Consider the following 16,194-nt stretch of genomic DNA (forward strand, 5'->3'; position numbering starts at 1 on the left):
AAGCACCAGCCGTCCCCTCACGGTTTCCTCCGGCTCGAGATGAAGGCCCAGAGTTCTCCGATCTCATCGTCGCTGAGGATATCGCCCCAGGGCGGCATCTTGTTGTTCTTGCCGTTCTTCACGGTGGTGACGAAGCGCGTCTTGTCGTCGGGAAAGGCGCGCAGGTCCGGCGTGATGGTGCCGGAGTTCATCATGTTGGGACCGTGGCAGTGCGAGCATTTCGAGGCATAGGTCGACTTGCCGTGGTCGATCTGCGCCTCCAGCGGATTGCCGGTTGCGTCGTCCGCGGCGCGAACCGTCGCCATAAGCGCGACCGTCAGCCCCGCGACGGTGGCGAGGATCGCCACCGTCTTGTGAGGTCCTTCTCTCAGCATCGTGCCGTGGTTATTGTTTGACCGCAAAAACCCAAAGCGAGCCGCCGGGCGGTATCTTGGCAAGCCGCTCGTCGCCGGAGAACAGCGAGTAGACGCCGCCATAGCCAGACGTCACGGCGACGTATTGCACGCCGTCCTGCTGCCAGGTCACCGGTTGTCCCTCGATGCCCGAGCCAGTCTGGAACTGCCAGAGCTTCTTGCCGGTGTCGGCGTCGAAGGCCTCGAACTCGCCGGTCAGCGCGCCCGTGAACACCACGCCGCCCGCGGTCGACAGCACGCCCGAGAAGCGCGGGATGTCGGCGGGTGCTTCCCACTTGGCTTTGCCGGTCATGGGATCGATCGCCTTCAGATGACCGCGCGGACCGTCACCCCATTCCCAGAGGTCGGTCAGGTCCATGCCGAGATACCATTCACCCTGCTTGAAGGTGACCGGCTCGGTCTTGTACCGACCGCCGAAGGCGAGCGTGTTGGCGTAGGCGAGGCCGGTCTGCGGGTTGAACGACATCGGCTCCCAGTTCTTGCCGCCGAGGATCGACGGATAGACCGTCACCTTCTTGCCCTCGCGCGCGTCCTTGCTGACGTCCGTTTCGACCGGCCGGCCCGTCTTCATGTCGATGCCGGTCGCCCAGTTGACCTTCACGTAGGGGTTGGCCGCGAGCAGCTTTCCGTTGGCGCGGTCGAGCACGTAGAAGAAGCCGTTGCGGTTGGCATCCATCAGCACCTTGGTCGGCTTGCCCTCGACATTCATGTCGGCGAGCACCATCTCGGCCACTGAGTCATAGTCGAACGGATTGTTCGGCGAGAACTGGTAGTGCCACTTGATCTTGCCGGTCTTGGGATCCATCGCCAGCACGGAGCAGGTGTAGAGATTGTCGCCGGGGCGCACCGCCGAATTGAACGGGCCGGGATTGCCGATGCCCCAATAGACCGTGTTCAGCTCGGGATCGTAGGACCCGGTGATCCAGGTTGAGCCACCGCCGAGCTTCCAGGTGTCGCCCTTCCAGGTGTCGCCGCCGGGCTCGTCCGGCGAGGGGATCGAATGGGTGCGCCACAGGTGCTTGCCCGTCGCCGGATCCCAGCCGTCGATGAAGCCGCGGGTGCCGAACTCGGCGCCGGAGATGCCGGTGATGACGACACCGTCGGCGACCAGCGGGGCCACCGTCATCGAATAGCCTTCCTTGATGTCGGCCGCCTTCTGCCGCCACAGCTCATTGCCGTCCTTGGCGTCGAGCGCGATGACATTGGCATCTAACGTGGTGCGGAACACCTTGCCGTCATAGAGCGCCGCGCCGCGGTTGATGATGCCGCAGCAGACGATGCGCGGCGTCTCGGCGGGGTACTCGACCTTGGATTTCCAGATCTGCTTGCCGGTCTTGGCGTCGACCGCCATGGTTGCGTTGTGCGAGGTCACGTAGATCACGCCCTGGTACACCAGCGGCTGCGATTCCTCGCTGCGATCGTCGTTGAAGGAGTAGTTCCAGACCGGGACGAGGTTCTTGACGGTGTCCTTGTTGATCTGGTTCAGGGTCGAGAAGCGCTGCAGATTGTAGCCCATCCCGTAATTGAGAACGTTCGATGTATCGGTCGCGCCCTTGACCAGCTGCTCAGTGGTCTGTGCGTACGCACACGTCGATGCAAGCATGACGAGGCTCGCGGCCATCGCAAAGCGTTTCATCCGTTCCTCCCAATATGCGCGCCTTTTGACGCTGCGTCGGCAACACTCCGCCCGAATGCAAAACGCGTCAATACGAAAGTCGTAAGCGCGACGCCGATCTATTGGACGCCAGATGCCAGTCACCTGACGGAGACCTTACAGCCTGCTCTCACTTGTGCGCAGGCGCTGCAAAAATTCCGTGGGATGATGCAGTGCCGGACAAAAGCCGAGGGGACGCGGCCATCGGGGTCCTCTGATTGTGCGGCGCGCAGGTTGCAATTCCGCTTGAACCCGGGCTCGCCTTGCGGACTTAATGTTGTTTGATCCCGCTCGAATCGGGGCTCTTGGTCTGGGAGGTCATGATGCTATCGCGTCGCTCTGTTGCGCTTGCGCTCACGCTTGCTGTTTTGTCCGGCCCGGCCTGGTCGGCCTCCGCCGTCAAGATGTTCGATACCGACAATGACGGCACGCTCGACCTCGCCGAGGTGAAGAAGGCCGCGAGTGCGCTGTTCGCAAAACTCGATCCCGATCACGACGGTACGCTGGACGCGCGCGAATTGCGCGGGCGGCTGACGGCCAAAGAACTCGCCGCTGCCGATCCCGATCGCGACGGGACTCTCACGCTCGACGAATATTTGTCCGTGGTGGAGCAGCGCTTCAATGCGGCCAATCCCGACAAGGACGGAACGCTGGACGCTAAGGAGCTCAACTCGCGTGCCGGCCGCGCGCTGCTGCGCTTGTTGCGGTGAGTGTGGCAGCGCTTGACTGGGAGCGAAGGCGATTTGCACGAGAGCGAAATTCGCAAACAATATTCGACAGTTCGCTGTATCAGCGGTTCAATTCCAGCTTGCGCTGTGCATGAGGCAGCCCTAGGTTTTGCCCGCGCGATGTCGCGCTCAATACCTTGGGAGACCCCGAATGGCTTGGAAAGCTCCGAAGATCGTGGAAGTGCCGGTCGGCATGGAAATCAACATGTACGCCTGCGCTGCGCGCAAGTAGGACTGACGAACCTGCCGCGGCTTCGGTGGCGAATGCCATCGGAGCCGTGGTAGTGTTCGCCGGATGCGCATTGGAGCCCACACAATTTGGATGACGGTTGCGTGCACGGTTGCGCTCGCACCGGCATGTGTCAGTGCCGAGGAGGGCTTTGATACCGAGCACATCTTCGGCTTCATGATCGGCACCGATGTCGGCAACGTCGGCGAGCGCGAATTCCAGACCCAGACGACAGGCCGGTTCGGCAAGGGTGGCGGCACCTATCGCGCCCTCGCGCAGGAGCTCGAGATCGAGGTCGTGCCGCTGCCGAACTTTCGCATCGAGCTCGGCGCCACCGCCAGCCTGCACGACATCACCGGCGTTCCCGACATCGACGATCGCCGCCAGTTCAACTTCCAGGGTGCCTCGCTCGACCTGCGTTATCGCCTGCTCGACCGCGAGCGTGCCCCGTTCGGTCTCACCATCGCCGCCGAACTCCATGGCGACCGCATCGATGAGACCTCCGGCGCGAGGGGGCGGATGTACGGCACCGACTTCACGCTCGCCTTCGACCGCGAGCTCGTTCCGAACTTCGTCATCGGCGCGCTCAACCTGATCTATCAGCCGGAATGGGCACGCTTCGAGGTGGCCGGGACGTCCGAGAGGAGCTCCACCATCGGCGCGGCCTTTGCAGCCCTGGCGCGGGTGCGCCCCAACGTGCTGTTCGGCGGCGAGATGCGTTACTTCCGGCAATATGAGGGCATTGGCCTCGGCGAGCTTTCGGGCCAGGCCCTGTTTGTCGGGCCGACGGCCTATTTCCAGCTCTCCGAGCGCTCCCGGCTGACCATGAGCTGGAGCATGCAGGCCTGGGGTCGCCCGGCCGGCTCAGGCGGCAATCTCGACCTCGTCAATTTCGAACGGCATCAGGCGCGATTGGTGTTCGGGGTGAATTTTTAGGGGATTCTTTCCCTCTCCCCTTGTGGGAGAGGGTGGCTTGCCGCGATAGCGGCGAGACGGGTGAGGGGTCTCTCTCCGCGAGTCCAACTCTCATTTGAGTCCACGGATAGAACCCCTCATCCGGCGCCATAGCCGAAGCTTCGCTTCGGCGTTCTTAAGAACGACGGCCGAAGGCCGCCTATGCCACCTTCTCCCACAAGGGGAGAAGGAATTCCGAACGTGCGGCCTGCAGTTCCCAATCCTCACGTCCGATTGAAACTTCCCGCTCCTTGACACGTAACCTATGGTGCTAATCTCAAGTGCCCCCGCGACAGGATTCCGGCATGAACCCGATCGACCTTGTGGTGACTGTGTGTGCGGTGCTCTCGCCTGCGACCTGCGAGGAGCAGCATCTGGTGTTCAACTATGCGGGATCGCCCCGCCAATGCGTGATGGCGGCGCCGCCCTATATCGCGCAATGGGTCGGCGAGCATCCGAAATGGCAGGCGGTGCGGTGGCGCTGCGAATACCCGCACCCGAACGACAAGGCGTAAGCCGGTCGCGCTACTTCGTGCAGTCCTTCAGATCCTTGTCGGCGATCGAGAACACAGCGTCCGCTCTGATCTCGATGTCGCGGACGATGCACTGCCGTGCATTGGGGTAGCTGACCTTGGCGTCATAGCGGCCGGGCTCGACGCCGGTGATGCGCAGCCGCTCGTCGTGGTCGACCTCCTTGTCCTTGTCGTTGAGGCACTGGTTCGGGCCCCAGTCGGTCTTGCCGGCGGGCGAGAGCTGAAAGCCGGAGATCGTCTCCGTGGTGAGATTCCAGAGCCGGATGCCTTTGCCCTTGGTCTGCGCAGCGGCTTCGCCGGCAAGCGTCAACAACGCGATCAAAGCAAGAACCCCACGCATCAGCCAGTCCTCCCAAAGGCGCGCCGTCATTCCCTGATCAGGCGCTCGCGGTTCTTTGCCTTGTCGAAATTTTTGGCGCGGTCAAGGCCGTTCAATGCGATCAGCTTCGCCGAGACGAGATCGGCGCCGTCGAAATCGGCGTCGATGACGATGGCGCCGGTCAGATCGGCTCCGCCGAGCTGAGCGTTTTTCAGTGATGCGCCGCTCAGATCGGCGCCCTTGAGGACTGCGAATTCGAGATCGACACGCGACAAATCGGCGTTACGCGCGTTCAGCCGTTCCAGATTGGCGGATCTCAGCACCGCGCGCATCAGCCCCATCGACTGGTTGCGCATATCGGCGCCAAGATGCGCGTCCGCGATCGAGGCGCCGACCAGGCTTGCGCCGGTGAGGTCGGCCGCGATGCGTGCTCCCGACAGGTTCGCGCCGTCGAGACGCGCGCGGGCCATTTGCGAGGCGAACAGATTGGCGCCCTTCAGGCTTGCGCCGGTAAGATCCGCATCCAGCAGCCACGCCTGATCGAGGATCGCACGGTCAAGCCTGGCGTCTCGGAGGATTGCCTTGTTGAGCCGCGCGGCGCGGAGAACCGCGTTGGACAGGTCCAGCCCCGAAAGATCGAGGCCCGACAGGCGTTTGCCGGTGAAATCGGCAGGCTGCTTTGGGCTCGCTTTGGCCAACACGGCCTCGACCTCTGGCCTCGTCATTTCGGCTGAGACCATCGCGGGGGAGGTGAGGTCGACGTCACGCATCATGTCCTGCGCGCCCGCCGTCATCGCAACGAGTGCAAGGCCAAGCGCTGCAAGACCACGCGCTGCAAGACCAAGCGTTGCGAAGGCGACCGTCCGCGTCATCATCAGCTCCGCCGCCGGCCCAAAGCATGATCCGGAAAAGTGCGAAGCGGTTTTCCGGAAAGATCATGCGCAAACAACAACCTAAAGCGCGATGACGATTCATCCAAATCTCATCGCGCTTTAGTCTAGCACGTCCGCCAGGTGACCGGCTATGAAACATCTCGCTCAGTGCGGTCGCCTTGAGTTCGCTGGGCGAGGCCGGCCTTGATCGCCGCAATCTCGGCTTCGCCGCGTGCGTCGCGCGGGATGCCGATAGGCACCTCGGCCTCGATCCGCGCTGGCCGCGGCGACAGGAAGAACAGCCGGTCGCCCAGGCGCACAGCGTCGTCCAGGCTGTGTGTCACCAAAAGCGTCATCACTGGTCGGCTCGCGACGAGTGTTGCAATCTCATCGCGCAGGCGTCCGGCGAGAGCGTCATCGAGCGAGGCCAGCGGTTCGTCGAGCACCAGAATATCCGGCTCGACCGCAAAGGCGCGGGCGAGCGCCACGCGCCGGGCCAAGCCCAGCGAGAGCTCACCGGGATAGTGGTCGCGATGCGCTTCCAGCTCCAAAATCCTGAACAGCTCGGCGAGCTTGGCATCAGCGACGTCGGGCGCAGCCAGCCGCACATTCTGCTCGACCGAGCGCCACGGCAGCAGTCGCGGCTCCTGAAACACCATGCCGATGCGGGCCTCAGGCGGCCGCGCGATGTGGCCTGCAAAGTCGTGGTCCAATCCCAGGATGATGCGCAGCATCGTGCTCTTGCCGCAGCCGGACGGTCCGATCAGCACGCCGACCTCGCCGGATTGAAGCGCAAATTTGACCGGCGCCAGCACCTCGTGCGTTCCGCCCGCGGCGCTCCTGAAGGTCTTGCCTGTGATATCGACCTCAAGCCGCACGGGGCCGCCACCTGTTTGCGCGGGCTTCGAACGGCTGCACCAGCAAGGTTTCGATGACGAGCACGACGGCGGCGAATGTCAGCGAATAGGCCAGCAGCCGCGGCGTGTCGAATAACTGGAAGGCGACGCCGATCTCGAAGCCGACGCCATTCGGCCGTCCGAGCAGCTCGGCGACCAGCACGATCTTCCACACCAGCGACAATCCGGAGCGGGCCGAGGCCGCGATATAGGGCGCAAGCTGCGGCAGCACGACGTGGCGGAACGCGCGCCAGCGCGGCATCGCGAACACGCTTGCCATCTCGTCGAGGGAACGGTCCAGCGCGCGCGTGCCCTCGCGCAAGGTGACGATGGCGGTCGGCAGCTTGTTGATGGCGATCGCCGCGATTGCGGCGGCTTCAGTGAGCCCGGCCCAGATATAGGCGAGCACGATCACGACCAGCGCCGGCAGGTTGAGCAGCAGGATCAGCCAGGGATCGCCGAGCCGATCGGCAAGCTTCACCCGTCCCATGAGATAGCCGATGGCGCTGCCGAGCGACATCGCCAGGGTGAAGGCGAGCGCGACGCGGGCCAGCGTCGCCCCGAGATGCAGGAACAGCGCGCCGGTTGAGCCTTCCGCGATCATCACCTGAAGCACGGCCGGCGGGGAAGGCAGCTTTGCGCCGCCGACGAGGAGTGCGGCAATCCACCAGATCGCGAGGAACAGGGCGAACGAGAGCAGACGCAGCACCTCAGTCTCCGGGGACTGCGTGATAGAAAGTGCCGGGGTCGAGCTCGGCTGCGGGCCCGACGAGGTCGCGTCCGCCGGTCTCGGCCAGCACGCGGTAGAGCACGCGCGCGTCCTTCTCCTCGTCGTCGATGCTCCGGCGCGGAATACCGTCGCGATAGCGGTCGCGGTAGGTCTTGAGCATGGCGGGATCGGTCGTGCCGGTGAGCGGCGCGATCTTCTCCCAAGCGGTATCCGATGTGACCAGCAATTGCTTGGCCTTGCGGGTCATCGCGATGAAGCGGGCGACTGCATCCTTGTGGCTCGCGGCCCAGCTCTCGTCGAAGACATAGCCGACCGCGGACACCGCGCCTTTGGCGCCGAGCTTCGGCAAGATCTCCTCGATGCCGGCGAGGCGCCGAAAGCCCTTGGCCTCGAGCTGGGCACAGAAATTCCAGAAGTTGAGGCTCGCATCCATCTCGCCGTCGAGGGCCTTGGCCGCGATCAGAGGCGGGGCGCCGTAGACGATGGTCGCTTCCGACTTCAGATCGATGCCGTCCTGCTTCATCCGCGCCTGGAGCAACAGCCAGCTCTTGTCGATCGCCCCGCCGGCGACCGCGAGCTTGCGGCCCTTGAGGTCGGCGAGCGTCTGAAGCGGCGAGGAGGCCGGCACCATCACCGCGCCGAGCGCGCTGGAATAGGGATAGAAGGTGAGCTTGGCGCCCAGCGCGCGCTCGCGTGACACCCACAGCCAGTCCGACAGGATGATGTCGGCGCTACCTGCACGCATTGCGATCTTGCCGGCTTCAGTGCTCGCGAGCTCGGTGACCTCCAGCGACAGGCCGGCCTCCTTGTCGAGGCCGGCGCTGCGGATCGCGGCCAGCTCCCAGGAGAATGTTCCGGTCTTCTGCACCGCAAGGCGAATGGTATCCGCAGCACGGGCCGGTGCAGCCAGCGGCAGCGCCAGCATCACCGCGAGCGCCGCTATTCGTCCCAAAACTCTCATCACCTTGTGAGCCGCTTCCTCTGACGGAGTGCTTTTCAGGACAATACGCATAGCATAGCTTTGGTCGCAACCAGCGGGAGGACACGCATGAAACTGGCCGGGCAGCTACGACCGATTGTCGCCGCATTGGCGGTATTGGCGGCAACCGCATGCGTGGTGCGGGCCGGGGAGGCCAATGACTATCCGACCTCAGCGCGCGCGGAATATGTCTATGGCTGCATGAAGGCCAATGGCGAGACGCGGGCCGCGATCGAGCAATGTTCCTGCTCGATCGACGTGGTCGCCTCGATCGTGCCCTTTGAGCGCTATGTGACCGCAGAGACCGCGCTCAGCATGTCGCAGGTCCGCGGCAATCTCGGCGTGCAGTTTCGCACCTCGGAGCAGGCGAATTCTGCGGTGAATGATTTGCGCCGAGCGCAGGCAGAAGCCGAGGTGCGGTGTTTCTGAATTAGCGCTGTCATTCCGGGATGGTCCGAAGGACCAGACCCGGAATCTGGAGATTCCGGGTTCGATGCTTCGCATCGCGCCGGAAGGACGGCATCGCCGTTAAGTCCCCGGCTTCTCCACCTCCCACTCGTTGTGGAACACGTGTCCATCCGTATCCTTCGCCTCCGCGCGAAAACGCTTGGCGCCGTTTGAGACATAGGTGAAGCGCAGGTTGGGATCTTCCGAGATCGAGATGCCGCCTTCCATCGACAGCACGGGGCTGTTGTCCTGGGTCAGCTTCAGCTGGTTGATGAAGAAGGCGGGAATGTAGAGCTGCGTGACCTGGTCCATCTGCAGCCCGGAATTGTTGGGATGGCCGATCATGATCTGTGCCTCGCGGACGCGGCTGGCGGGACCGTCCTCACGGGCGAATTGCCGGTAGCGCATCTGGCCGAGCCGGTTCCTGGCTTCCTCGATGTTCTTTCCCGCCGGTGCGGAGCAACCGCCGGAAGCCTTCACATAGACTTTCGAGACGTAGAGCTGGCCGTCGCTGAGCTCGGCGACGGCATGGACGTCGGTGTAATTGTTGACGCGCACGCGCGTGGAGATCTCGGTGACGTTGGCCTCCGGCCCGAGCTCGAACTTCGCCGCCATCGGCGCGGGATTGCGGTCGATTACCAGCGTGATCGAGCGGATGCGGCGGCTATCGGCCGGCGACAGCTTGCTGCGCAGGGTCACCGGCACGATCGCCGCGTCTTCGGCACGATACGGCATCTCGATGCCGATGATGTCGGCACCGTCGTGCATCGGACGGTTGCTGAAGATGTCCTGCACGAGGCCCGGCCAGGGATCATAGGCCTCTTCAGCCTGCACCGGCGCGGCAAAGGCGATGCCGAGGAGCAGGGCGATCAGAGGCAGGCGGCGTGTGCATCCCGGCATGGTCATGGTCCCCGGAGTCAGCGAAGCTGATCTCCTGCTTAGCGTAGCGCGCGCGCTACTCCCATTCAATTTCCGAAAATGCTGCAGTTGCGTTGCGGGCGTTGTAGTCCTCGAACAGCTGCCAGCGCGGCCGCTCTTCAGCGGCAGCCTTATCCGCGGCGGCGCGGATCGGCTCGCCTTTCTTGTTCAGCGTGCGAACGTCAGACAGCACCGTTGACAGGTAACGCCGTTCATCGCTCAGCGCGGCAGGCCACGCGCTCACAGGGCCGTGACCGGGAACGACGCGCAGCGCCGGGATGGCCTCCAAATCTTTCAGCGTGGCGAGCCAGCCGCGGATGCTGCCGTCCATCACCGGAATGTGGCGGAGAAAGACGAGATCCCCTGCGAACAGGGTCTTGGTGGTCTCATCGAACACAGTCAGATCATTGTCGCTGTGCCCGGCCGGCCAGGCGCGCAAGGTCAGGCGGCGCGAGCCGAGATCGAGCGTTAGTGTGTCCGCCACGAGCAGGGTGGGTGGTACGATCTTCACGGGATCGATCAGATCGCTGCCCATGATGCGTCTGAAATTGTCGAGATAAAACGGCCCGCGGCTCGCCAGCGCCTGCGGCAGCTTGCTGTGGCCGACGAAGCTGGTTCCGTCCGCCGCGAAGGCGGCATTGCCGAAGACATGATCGGGATGACCGTGGGTGTTGATGACGTAGCGGATCGGCTTGGCGGTGCGCGCCTTCACCGCCGCCAGCAGCGCCTCGCCCACGCGAAAACTGCCGCCGGTGTCGATCACGGCCACAGCATCATCGCCGACGATGAACCCGACATTGGCGATGTCGCCTTCGTTCTCACGGCTCATCAGGGCAATGGTCCCGGAGTGTACGAAGATTCCGGGCGCGACTTCGCTCACAGGCAATTCGGCCGCCCCGGCGCGTGCTAGCGTCGCGAGTCCGAGGGACAAGCCTGCAATCACGAGAGCAATGCGAGACACTTTTTCGCCTCAGTTCAAAGGGTTTTGCGCATTGCACTGCAGCATAGCAAAGCCGGCACAAAGCTTGGCAAACATGGCACGTCATGCGTTGCATGGATAACATTCAAACAAAACGAGGAGGAAGCGCGATGACGGAGGCCGGACGACATCGTCGCTGGTTGGTCCTGCTGTGGGGTCTGGCTGCGGCCTGCGCTCTGGGCGACATCGCCATGGCGCAGACGAGCGAGACCGGAGACCTCTCGTTCGAACTGGTCGATCCAAAGGTGCTGCGCGTCTGCGCCGACCCGCGCAATCTGCCGTTCTCCAACGAGAAGGGCGAGGGCTTCGAGAACAAGCTCGCCGAGTTCCTGGCGGACAAGCTGCAGAAGAAGCTCGACTACGTGTTCTTCCCGCAGGCCACCGGCTTCGTGCGGATGACGCTGGGCGCGCATCGCTGCGACGTCATCATGGGCTTCCCGCAGGGCGACGACCTCGTGCAGGGCACCAATCCCTACTACCGCACGACCTATGCACTTGTCGCGAAGGCTGGCAGCGGGCTCGACGACGTCGACACGCTGGAGGACGCGCGCCTGAAGGGCAAGCACGTTGGCATCGTCGCCGGCACGCCGCCGGCGACCAACATGGCGCTTGCAGGCCTGATGGGCGATGCCAAGCCCTATCCGCTGATGATCGACACACGCTTCGACAACTCGGCACAGGCGATGATCGATGACCTCGCCGCCGGCAAGATCGATGCCGGCGTGCTGTGGGGGCCGATGGCCGGCTACTACGCGAAGAAGGCCGGCTCTTCGCTCCATGTCACGCCGCTGGTGAAGGAAGCGACCGGGCCGAAGCTGGTCTATCGCATCGGCATGGGCGTGCGGCCCGCCGATCAGAACTGGAAACGGCAGCTCAACCGGCTGATCCAGGAGAACCAGGGCGAGATCAACAAGATCCTGCTCGACTTCGGCGTGCCGCTGCTGGACGAGAGCGACCGGCCGCTCGGCGCGGAGACGGCCAAGAAGACGCCATGACAAGGCCTGTTGCCGCTGCACTGGTTGCCGCCATTCTGGCGGCGCCGGCATTCGCGCAGCAGCAGGAGCCGTTCGAGCCCGAGGGCTATCGCATCGACAATTATCGCGCGCCGGTGCCCGAGACGCTTGCCGGCGCTCGCGTGCTCACCACGGCCGAGGCCGAGGCGATGTGGCGCGCGAAGAGCGGCGCTTTCATCGACGTGATGCCGCGTCCGCCAAAGCCAAAGAATTTGCCCGAAGGCACGGTGTGGCGCGATGCGCCGCGCAGGAACATTCCGGGCAGCCTGTGGCTGCCCGATACCGGCTACGGCAGTTTGCCGCCGGCGATGGACGATTATTTCCAGCGCGGCCTCGCGCATGCCTCGCGCGGCGACAAGGCCGCGCCGCTGGTGATCTATTGTCTCGCCGATTGCTGGATGTCCTGGAACGCCGCCAAGCGCGCATTGGCGTACGGCTATTCCAACATCGCCTGGTATCCTGAGGGCACCGACGGCTGGGAGCGCGCGAAGCTTCCGATGGAAGACGCGCAGCCGGAGCCGCGGCCGGAGCAGTAGCGGTCACCCACAGATGCGCTCCCTCGCCTCGCTTGCGGGGGCGCGACGAGCTTCGCTCGCGCTATGGGGTTGGGGTGAGCGGGAGTCTCCGCGGGGGTGGTGTCAGAGAGACTCGCAGCTTTCTCCTCGTCATTGCGAGCGCAGCGAAGCAATCCAGAATCTTTCCGCAAAGGGACTCTGGATTGCTTCGCTGCGCTCGCAATGACGTTGTGGACGGAGCGTCCCGCATATCGACAGGACGAACTCGGCGGAGACTCCCCCTCACCCGGATTCCATCTTCGATGCAATCCGGCCTCTCCCCCGCGCGCGGGAAGAGGCGAAGAAATTACGCTACTGCTTCTGCAACTTCGTCAGCGTGCCCGTACCGTTGGTGTCGGTAGCGGAGTATGTCACCCTGTCGCCGGCATGAACCGCCTCCAGCATCGCGGCGTCCTTGGCCTTGTACTCCTGGAGTGCGCCGGCGCTGCCGGCACTGGCGCCGACCGTGCCTTTCTGGGTCTGCTGGATCGAAATCGTGCCGTTGAGCCGGTCGATCCGCGTGATCATTCCGGTCATGTCGTCAGCGAGAGCGCTGGATGCGAGCATGCTGAGGGCTGCAGCGCCCGCGAAGATGAATTTTGTTGTTCCCATCGAGGTCTCCTGACGTCTGGAGTTGACTTCGACAAGCCATCATAAATCGATTTGGTTCCGGCAGATAGCGCGGCAAAAGGTTAACGCTCCTGAGGCGATCGCGGGAACTTTTCGTGAGCCGTCAGCGAGGCTGACGCTATTCCATTTCCTGCTGGATCACGCGCCCGAGCGCGAACAGGCGCTGGTCGATCGAGGTCGGAACCTCGCAGACGAAGCGCACCACCTTGTGACGATCCTCGAAAATGCGGGTCTTCCAGATCAGCTCGTTGCTGAGCGCCTCGACCCTGGCTTCGTCACGCGGCGTCGCGCTCTGCAGGGCCTGGAGCTGAAGCGTCTCCTCGCGGATCTTGTCGGCAGCGTCGCGCTGCTTGCGGCTGACGCGCTCGAGCCCGAGCATGACTTGTGAGCGCTGGGCGTTGAGCGTATCGAACAGGCCGGCAAACAGCAGCTTGGCGTTCGCGGTCTTGTCGGCTGAGGAACCTGCGAGAAACTCCTTCACCGACTTTTCCGCCTCATCCAGCGGCGTCTTGCGCGCCGCCAGTTTTGAGACCAGTGCGCTGACCCTGGCGTCGTCCTTCCACCTTGTCTCGGCGTCACCGAGCGCAGGACCGGCCCAGACGGCGGCAAGCGAGATCTCCGGCACTTTTGCCTGTGTGCAGGGCCAGTCCGGATAGCGCGGATCGGCCGCGTGCGCGGCCGTGCTCGCAACAGCAAGCACCAGAGCAGCCGTCGCCAGAACCCGAACCTTCATCCTTCGCCTCCCGCGGGCCCCCGTCGCGCCAGCCCGCGCGAGGGATCATAGGCCCAAATCGCGCCGATCATGAAGACGATTGTGCAGGCTGCGACCACCGCCAGCGAGATCCAGTTGATTTGCCCGTAGAGTGCAAAACGTATCAGCTCCACCGCATGGGTGAACGGATTGGCCTCGCAGAGATAATAGAGATAGGGGCTGCCCTCCTGCACCCGCCAGAGCGGGTAGAGCGCCGATGAGGCAAAGAACATCGGGAAGATCACGAAGTTCATGACGCCGGCAAAATTCTCCAGCTGCTTGATGCCGGAGGAGATCAGCATGCCGAGCGAACCCAGCATCAGCCCGGACAGGATCAGCGCCGGCAGCACGGTGAGATAGCCTGACGGCGGCGGCGTGATGTCCCAGAGCCAGGCGATCAGCAGGAACGCATAGACCTGGAGCAGCGACACCGCGGTGCCCGCGAGCAGCTTGCAGAACAGCAGGAAGCCGCGCGGCAGCGGGCTCACCAAGAGCGTGCGCATGTTGCCCATCTCGCGGTCGTAGACCATCGAGAGCGAGGACTGCATGCCGTTGAAGAGCTGGATCATCGCCATCAGCCCGGGCGCGATATAGACCTCGTAGAGGATGTAGGTCTCGTAAGGCGGGATGATGGAGATGCCGAGCACCTGGCGGAAGCCGGCGGCGAAGATGAAGAGCCACACCAGGGGGCGGACCAGCGCCGAGACGAAACGTTCGCGCTGATGCAGGAAACGCAGGCCCTCGCGCCAGACGATGCCGGTGAGGCAGGTCATGTACTCCGCGGCCGAGAAGCCGCGCGGGGCATCGCGCGTGGTGATGCTGCTCATGCGCCGCCTCCCGGCATGGTTTGCGCGCCGGTGAGGCGCATGAAGGCGGTGTTGACGTCCTGCGCGCCGGCTTCAGAGATGACCTGGCTCATCGGCCCCTGTGCCAGCACCTTGCCCTGGTGCAGCACCACGAGATCGTCACCCGCCATGATCTCGTCGAACAGATGCGTGGCCCAGAGCACACCGATGCCTTGCTCCGTCACGAGCTGGCGGACATGGCTGATGATGTCGGCGCGTGCCTTGACGTCGAGGCCGACGGTCGGCTCGTCCAGCAACAGCAGCCGCGGCCGGTGCAGCAGGGCGCGGGCGATCTCCAGCCGCCGCATCTGTCCGCCGGAGAGATCGCGCACCTTGCTGCCGGCACGATCGGCGAGCCCGATGCGGCCGAGCAGCTCGGCGCTGCGCGCGGCAGCATCACGGCGGCCGATGCCGTGCAGCGCGGCGTGATAGAGCAGGTTCTGCGTCAGCGACAGATCGAGATCGAGCGTGCGCGGCTGGAATACGACGCCGAGCAGCCGCAGCGCCTCGCCGGGACTCTTGCTGACGTCATGCCCGAAAATGCCGACGCGGCCGGACTGGATGCCGAACAGCCGCGTGATCAGCGAGAACAGCGTGCTCTTGCCGGCGCCGTTCAGCCCGAGCAGCGCAGTGAAGCTCGCGGGCTGCACATTGAAGGAGACGTCCATCAACGCGCGCCGCGGGCCGTAAGAATGGCTGACGCCCTCGATCGACAGCGCCGGCGCCGCGACCGGATCAGGCCTCGGCGTCTCGCGTGGTTCGGTGATGGGGGCAGGGCTGGTCATGGCGCGATCGTGATACCCCAGGGCAGTTCACCCACCTGAATGGTCTTGATCACCTTTTGCGCGGCAACGTCGATGACGGACACGTCATTCGACACGCCGTTGGTGGTGAGCAGGTATTTTTCGTCAGGCGTGAATGCCATGTGCCAGACGCGCTGCCCGACCAGCAAATATTTCGTCACCTTGCGCGAGGCGACATCGACCACGGCGACGCGATTGGCGGGCCCGAGCGCGACGAAGGCGGTCTTGTCGTCCTTGGTCATGCCGATGCCGACCGGCTGGATCGCCTCCTTCCGCAACCCCGGAATCTCGAACGTGACCTTGCCGATCACCTCGTGTTTCCTGGGATCGATCACCGACACCGTGCCGCCGATCTCCGAGGACACCCAGAGCTCCGAACTGTCATGCTTGAATTCGGCAAAGCGCGGCCGTGCGTCGACCAGCACATTGGCGACGATCTGGCGCGAGGTGGTGTCGATGAAATGCGCCATGTTGGTGGTTTCAGACGTGTTGATCAGCATCTTGCCGTCGGGGCTGATGGTCATGCCCTCGGGCTCGACGCCGACCTGGATGTCGCCGAGCCGGGCACGCTTCTCGAGGTCGATCACGGTCACCGTGTTGTCGTTCTCGTTGGCGACATAGAGAATCTTGCCGGCGGCATCCTGCGCGAACAGCTCGGGATCTGGCCCGGAGGGCAGGCTGTCGACCACGCTTTGGGTCTTGGCGTCGATCACCTGGATGGTGTCGTCGTCGCCGACCGCGACCATGACGAACTTGCCGTCGCGTGTGAAGTCGATGCCGCGCGGGCGCTGACCGACCTTGATGGTCTTGGTCACGGTCCAGCTGTCGGTATCGATCACCGAGACCGTGTTGCCTTTCTCGTTCGAGACATAGGCGATGAACGCATGCGCAGGCACCGCGACGAGCGCCAGTCCGGAGAGAAGCCCCACACGCCACATGCGCAACAT

At 64.1% G+C, this 16,194-nt stretch carries 20 protein-coding genes and 1 pseudogene; 7 read left to right on the forward strand and 14 right to left on the reverse strand.

Features of this window, described 5'->3' with window-relative positions:
- Positions 1-17: 17 nt before the first annotated feature.
- Both GGD63_RS12390 and GGD63_RS12395 read right to left on the reverse strand, forming a co-directional pair.
- Entirely contained in the window at positions 18-374 is a 357-nt protein-coding gene (locus GGD63_RS12390) for a cytochrome c (protein ID WP_183242196.1), read from the reverse strand.
- A 10-nt stretch (positions 375-384) separates the two neighbouring features.
- Positions 385-2,049: a methanol/ethanol family PQQ-dependent dehydrogenase gene (locus GGD63_RS12395; RefSeq protein ID WP_183242198.1), complete on the reverse strand. Its 1,665-nt coding sequence runs from the start codon at positions 2,047-2,049 to the stop codon at positions 385-387.
- A gap of 341 nt (positions 2,050-2,390) precedes the next feature.
- On the opposite strand from GGD63_RS12395, the gene GGD63_RS12400 reads away from it, so the two are divergent.
- The 4 genes and pseudogenes from GGD63_RS12400 to GGD63_RS12415 all read left to right on the forward strand — a co-directional run bounded on the left by GGD63_RS12400 (position 2,391) and on the right by GGD63_RS12415 (position 4,493).
- Positions 2,391-2,777, forward strand: coding sequence for an EF-hand domain-containing protein (locus GGD63_RS12400; protein WP_183242356.1), 387 nt, complete (start codon positions 2,391-2,393; stop codon positions 2,775-2,777).
- Between the two features lie 169 nt (positions 2,778-2,946).
- Positions 2,947-3,027 (forward strand): pyrroloquinoline quinone precursor peptide PqqA, encoded by an 81-nt coding sequence (gene pqqA, locus GGD63_RS12405; RefSeq protein ID WP_012029362.1) that lies wholly within the window; start codon positions 2,947-2,949, stop codon positions 3,025-3,027.
- Positions 3,028-3,052: 25 nt separating this feature from the next.
- Positions 3,053-3,960: pseudogene (locus GGD63_RS12410) on the forward strand (hypothetical protein).
- A gap of 323 nt (positions 3,961-4,283) precedes the next feature.
- The gene (locus GGD63_RS12415) at positions 4,284-4,493 is read left to right on the forward strand and encodes a hypothetical protein (protein WP_063688494.1); all 210 of its coding nucleotides are present in this window, start codon (positions 4,284-4,286) and stop codon (positions 4,491-4,493) included.
- Between the two features lie 10 nt (positions 4,494-4,503).
- Here GGD63_RS12415 and GGD63_RS12420 read toward each other — a convergent pair whose 3' ends face one another.
- From GGD63_RS12420 to GGD63_RS12440, 5 genes are all read right to left on the reverse strand, one after another.
- A complete protein-coding gene (locus GGD63_RS12420; protein ID WP_183242202.1) occupies positions 4,504-4,851 on the reverse strand; it encodes a hypothetical protein in 348 nt (115 codons plus the stop codon).
- Positions 4,852-4,877: 26 nt separating this feature from the next.
- Entirely contained in the window at positions 4,878-5,702 is an 825-nt protein-coding gene (locus GGD63_RS12425) for a pentapeptide repeat-containing protein (RefSeq protein WP_183242358.1), read from the reverse strand.
- Between the two features lie 149 nt (positions 5,703-5,851).
- The gene (locus tag GGD63_RS12430) at positions 5,852-6,580 is read right to left on the reverse strand and encodes an ATP-binding cassette domain-containing protein (protein WP_183242204.1); all 729 of its coding nucleotides are present in this window, start codon (positions 6,578-6,580) and stop codon (positions 5,852-5,854) included.
- Complete coding sequence (locus GGD63_RS12435) at positions 6,570-7,307, reverse strand: ABC transporter permease subunit (protein WP_183242206.1); 738 nt, start codon at positions 7,305-7,307, stop codon at positions 6,570-6,572. Before GGD63_RS12435 ends, GGD63_RS12430 begins: the two co-directional genes overlap by 11 nt.
- Before the next feature lies 1 nt (position 7,308).
- Positions 7,309-8,289 carry an ABC transporter substrate-binding protein gene (locus GGD63_RS12440; RefSeq protein ID WP_183242360.1) on the reverse strand — a complete coding sequence of 327 codons (981 nt, stop codon included), beginning with the start codon at positions 8,287-8,289 and terminating at the stop codon, positions 7,309-7,311.
- Positions 8,290-8,376: 87 nt separating this feature from the next.
- Here GGD63_RS12440 and GGD63_RS12445 point away from each other — a divergent pair, with 87 nt between their 5' ends.
- The gene (locus tag GGD63_RS12445) at positions 8,377-8,736 is read left to right on the forward strand and encodes a hypothetical protein (RefSeq protein WP_183242208.1); all 360 of its coding nucleotides are present in this window, start codon (positions 8,377-8,379) and stop codon (positions 8,734-8,736) included.
- 99 nt (positions 8,737-8,835) lie between these two features.
- On the opposite strand, the gene GGD63_RS12450 is transcribed toward GGD63_RS12445, so the two are convergent.
- Both GGD63_RS12450 and GGD63_RS12455 read right to left on the reverse strand, forming a co-directional pair.
- Complete coding sequence (locus tag GGD63_RS12450) at positions 8,836-9,654, reverse strand: quinoprotein dehydrogenase-associated SoxYZ-like carrier (protein WP_183242210.1); 819 nt, start codon at positions 9,652-9,654, stop codon at positions 8,836-8,838.
- A gap of 55 nt (positions 9,655-9,709) precedes the next feature.
- Entirely contained in the window at positions 9,710-10,633 is a 924-nt protein-coding gene (locus GGD63_RS12455; RefSeq protein WP_183242211.1) for a quinoprotein relay system zinc metallohydrolase 2, read from the reverse strand.
- 128 nt (positions 10,634-10,761) lie between these two features.
- Between GGD63_RS12455 and GGD63_RS12460 the strand changes: the two genes are divergently transcribed.
- Complete coding sequence (locus tag GGD63_RS12460) at positions 10,762-11,646, forward strand: substrate-binding domain-containing protein (RefSeq protein WP_183242214.1); 885 nt, start codon at positions 10,762-10,764, stop codon at positions 11,644-11,646.
- The gene (locus tag GGD63_RS12465; protein ID WP_183242216.1) at positions 11,643-12,200 is read left to right on the forward strand and encodes a PQQ-dependent catabolism-associated CXXCW motif protein; all 558 of its coding nucleotides are present in this window, start codon (positions 11,643-11,645) and stop codon (positions 12,198-12,200) included. The genes GGD63_RS12460 and GGD63_RS12465 overlap by 4 nt, the downstream gene beginning before the upstream one ends.
- A 330-nt stretch (positions 12,201-12,530) precedes the next feature.
- Here GGD63_RS12465 and GGD63_RS12470 read toward each other — a convergent pair whose 3' ends face one another.
- From GGD63_RS12470 to GGD63_RS12490, 5 genes are all read right to left on the reverse strand, one after another.
- A complete protein-coding gene (locus GGD63_RS12470; RefSeq protein WP_183242218.1) occupies positions 12,531-12,830 on the reverse strand; it encodes a copper-binding protein in 300 nt (99 codons plus the stop codon).
- A gap of 136 nt (positions 12,831-12,966) precedes the next feature.
- The gene (locus tag GGD63_RS12475; protein ID WP_183242220.1) at positions 12,967-13,581 is read right to left on the reverse strand and encodes a hypothetical protein; all 615 of its coding nucleotides are present in this window, start codon (positions 13,579-13,581) and stop codon (positions 12,967-12,969) included.
- Complete coding sequence (locus tag GGD63_RS12480) at positions 13,578-14,426, reverse strand: ABC transporter permease (protein ID WP_183242221.1); 849 nt, start codon at positions 14,424-14,426, stop codon at positions 13,578-13,580. The genes GGD63_RS12475 and GGD63_RS12480 overlap by 4 nt, the downstream gene beginning before the upstream one ends.
- Positions 14,423-15,229: an ABC transporter ATP-binding protein gene (locus GGD63_RS12485; RefSeq protein ID WP_183242223.1), complete on the reverse strand. Its 807-nt coding sequence runs from the start codon at positions 15,227-15,229 to the stop codon at positions 14,423-14,425. The genes GGD63_RS12480 and GGD63_RS12485 overlap by 4 nt, the downstream gene beginning before the upstream one ends.
- On the reverse strand, positions 15,226-16,194 hold the full coding sequence (locus tag GGD63_RS12490) for a YVTN family beta-propeller repeat protein (protein WP_183242362.1): 969 nt from the start codon (positions 16,192-16,194) through the stop codon (positions 15,226-15,228). Before GGD63_RS12490 ends, GGD63_RS12485 begins: the two co-directional genes overlap by 4 nt.

The organism is Bradyrhizobium sp. cir1 (assembly GCF_014198245.1).
Classification (GTDB): Bacteria; Pseudomonadota; Alphaproteobacteria; order Rhizobiales; family Xanthobacteraceae; genus Bradyrhizobium.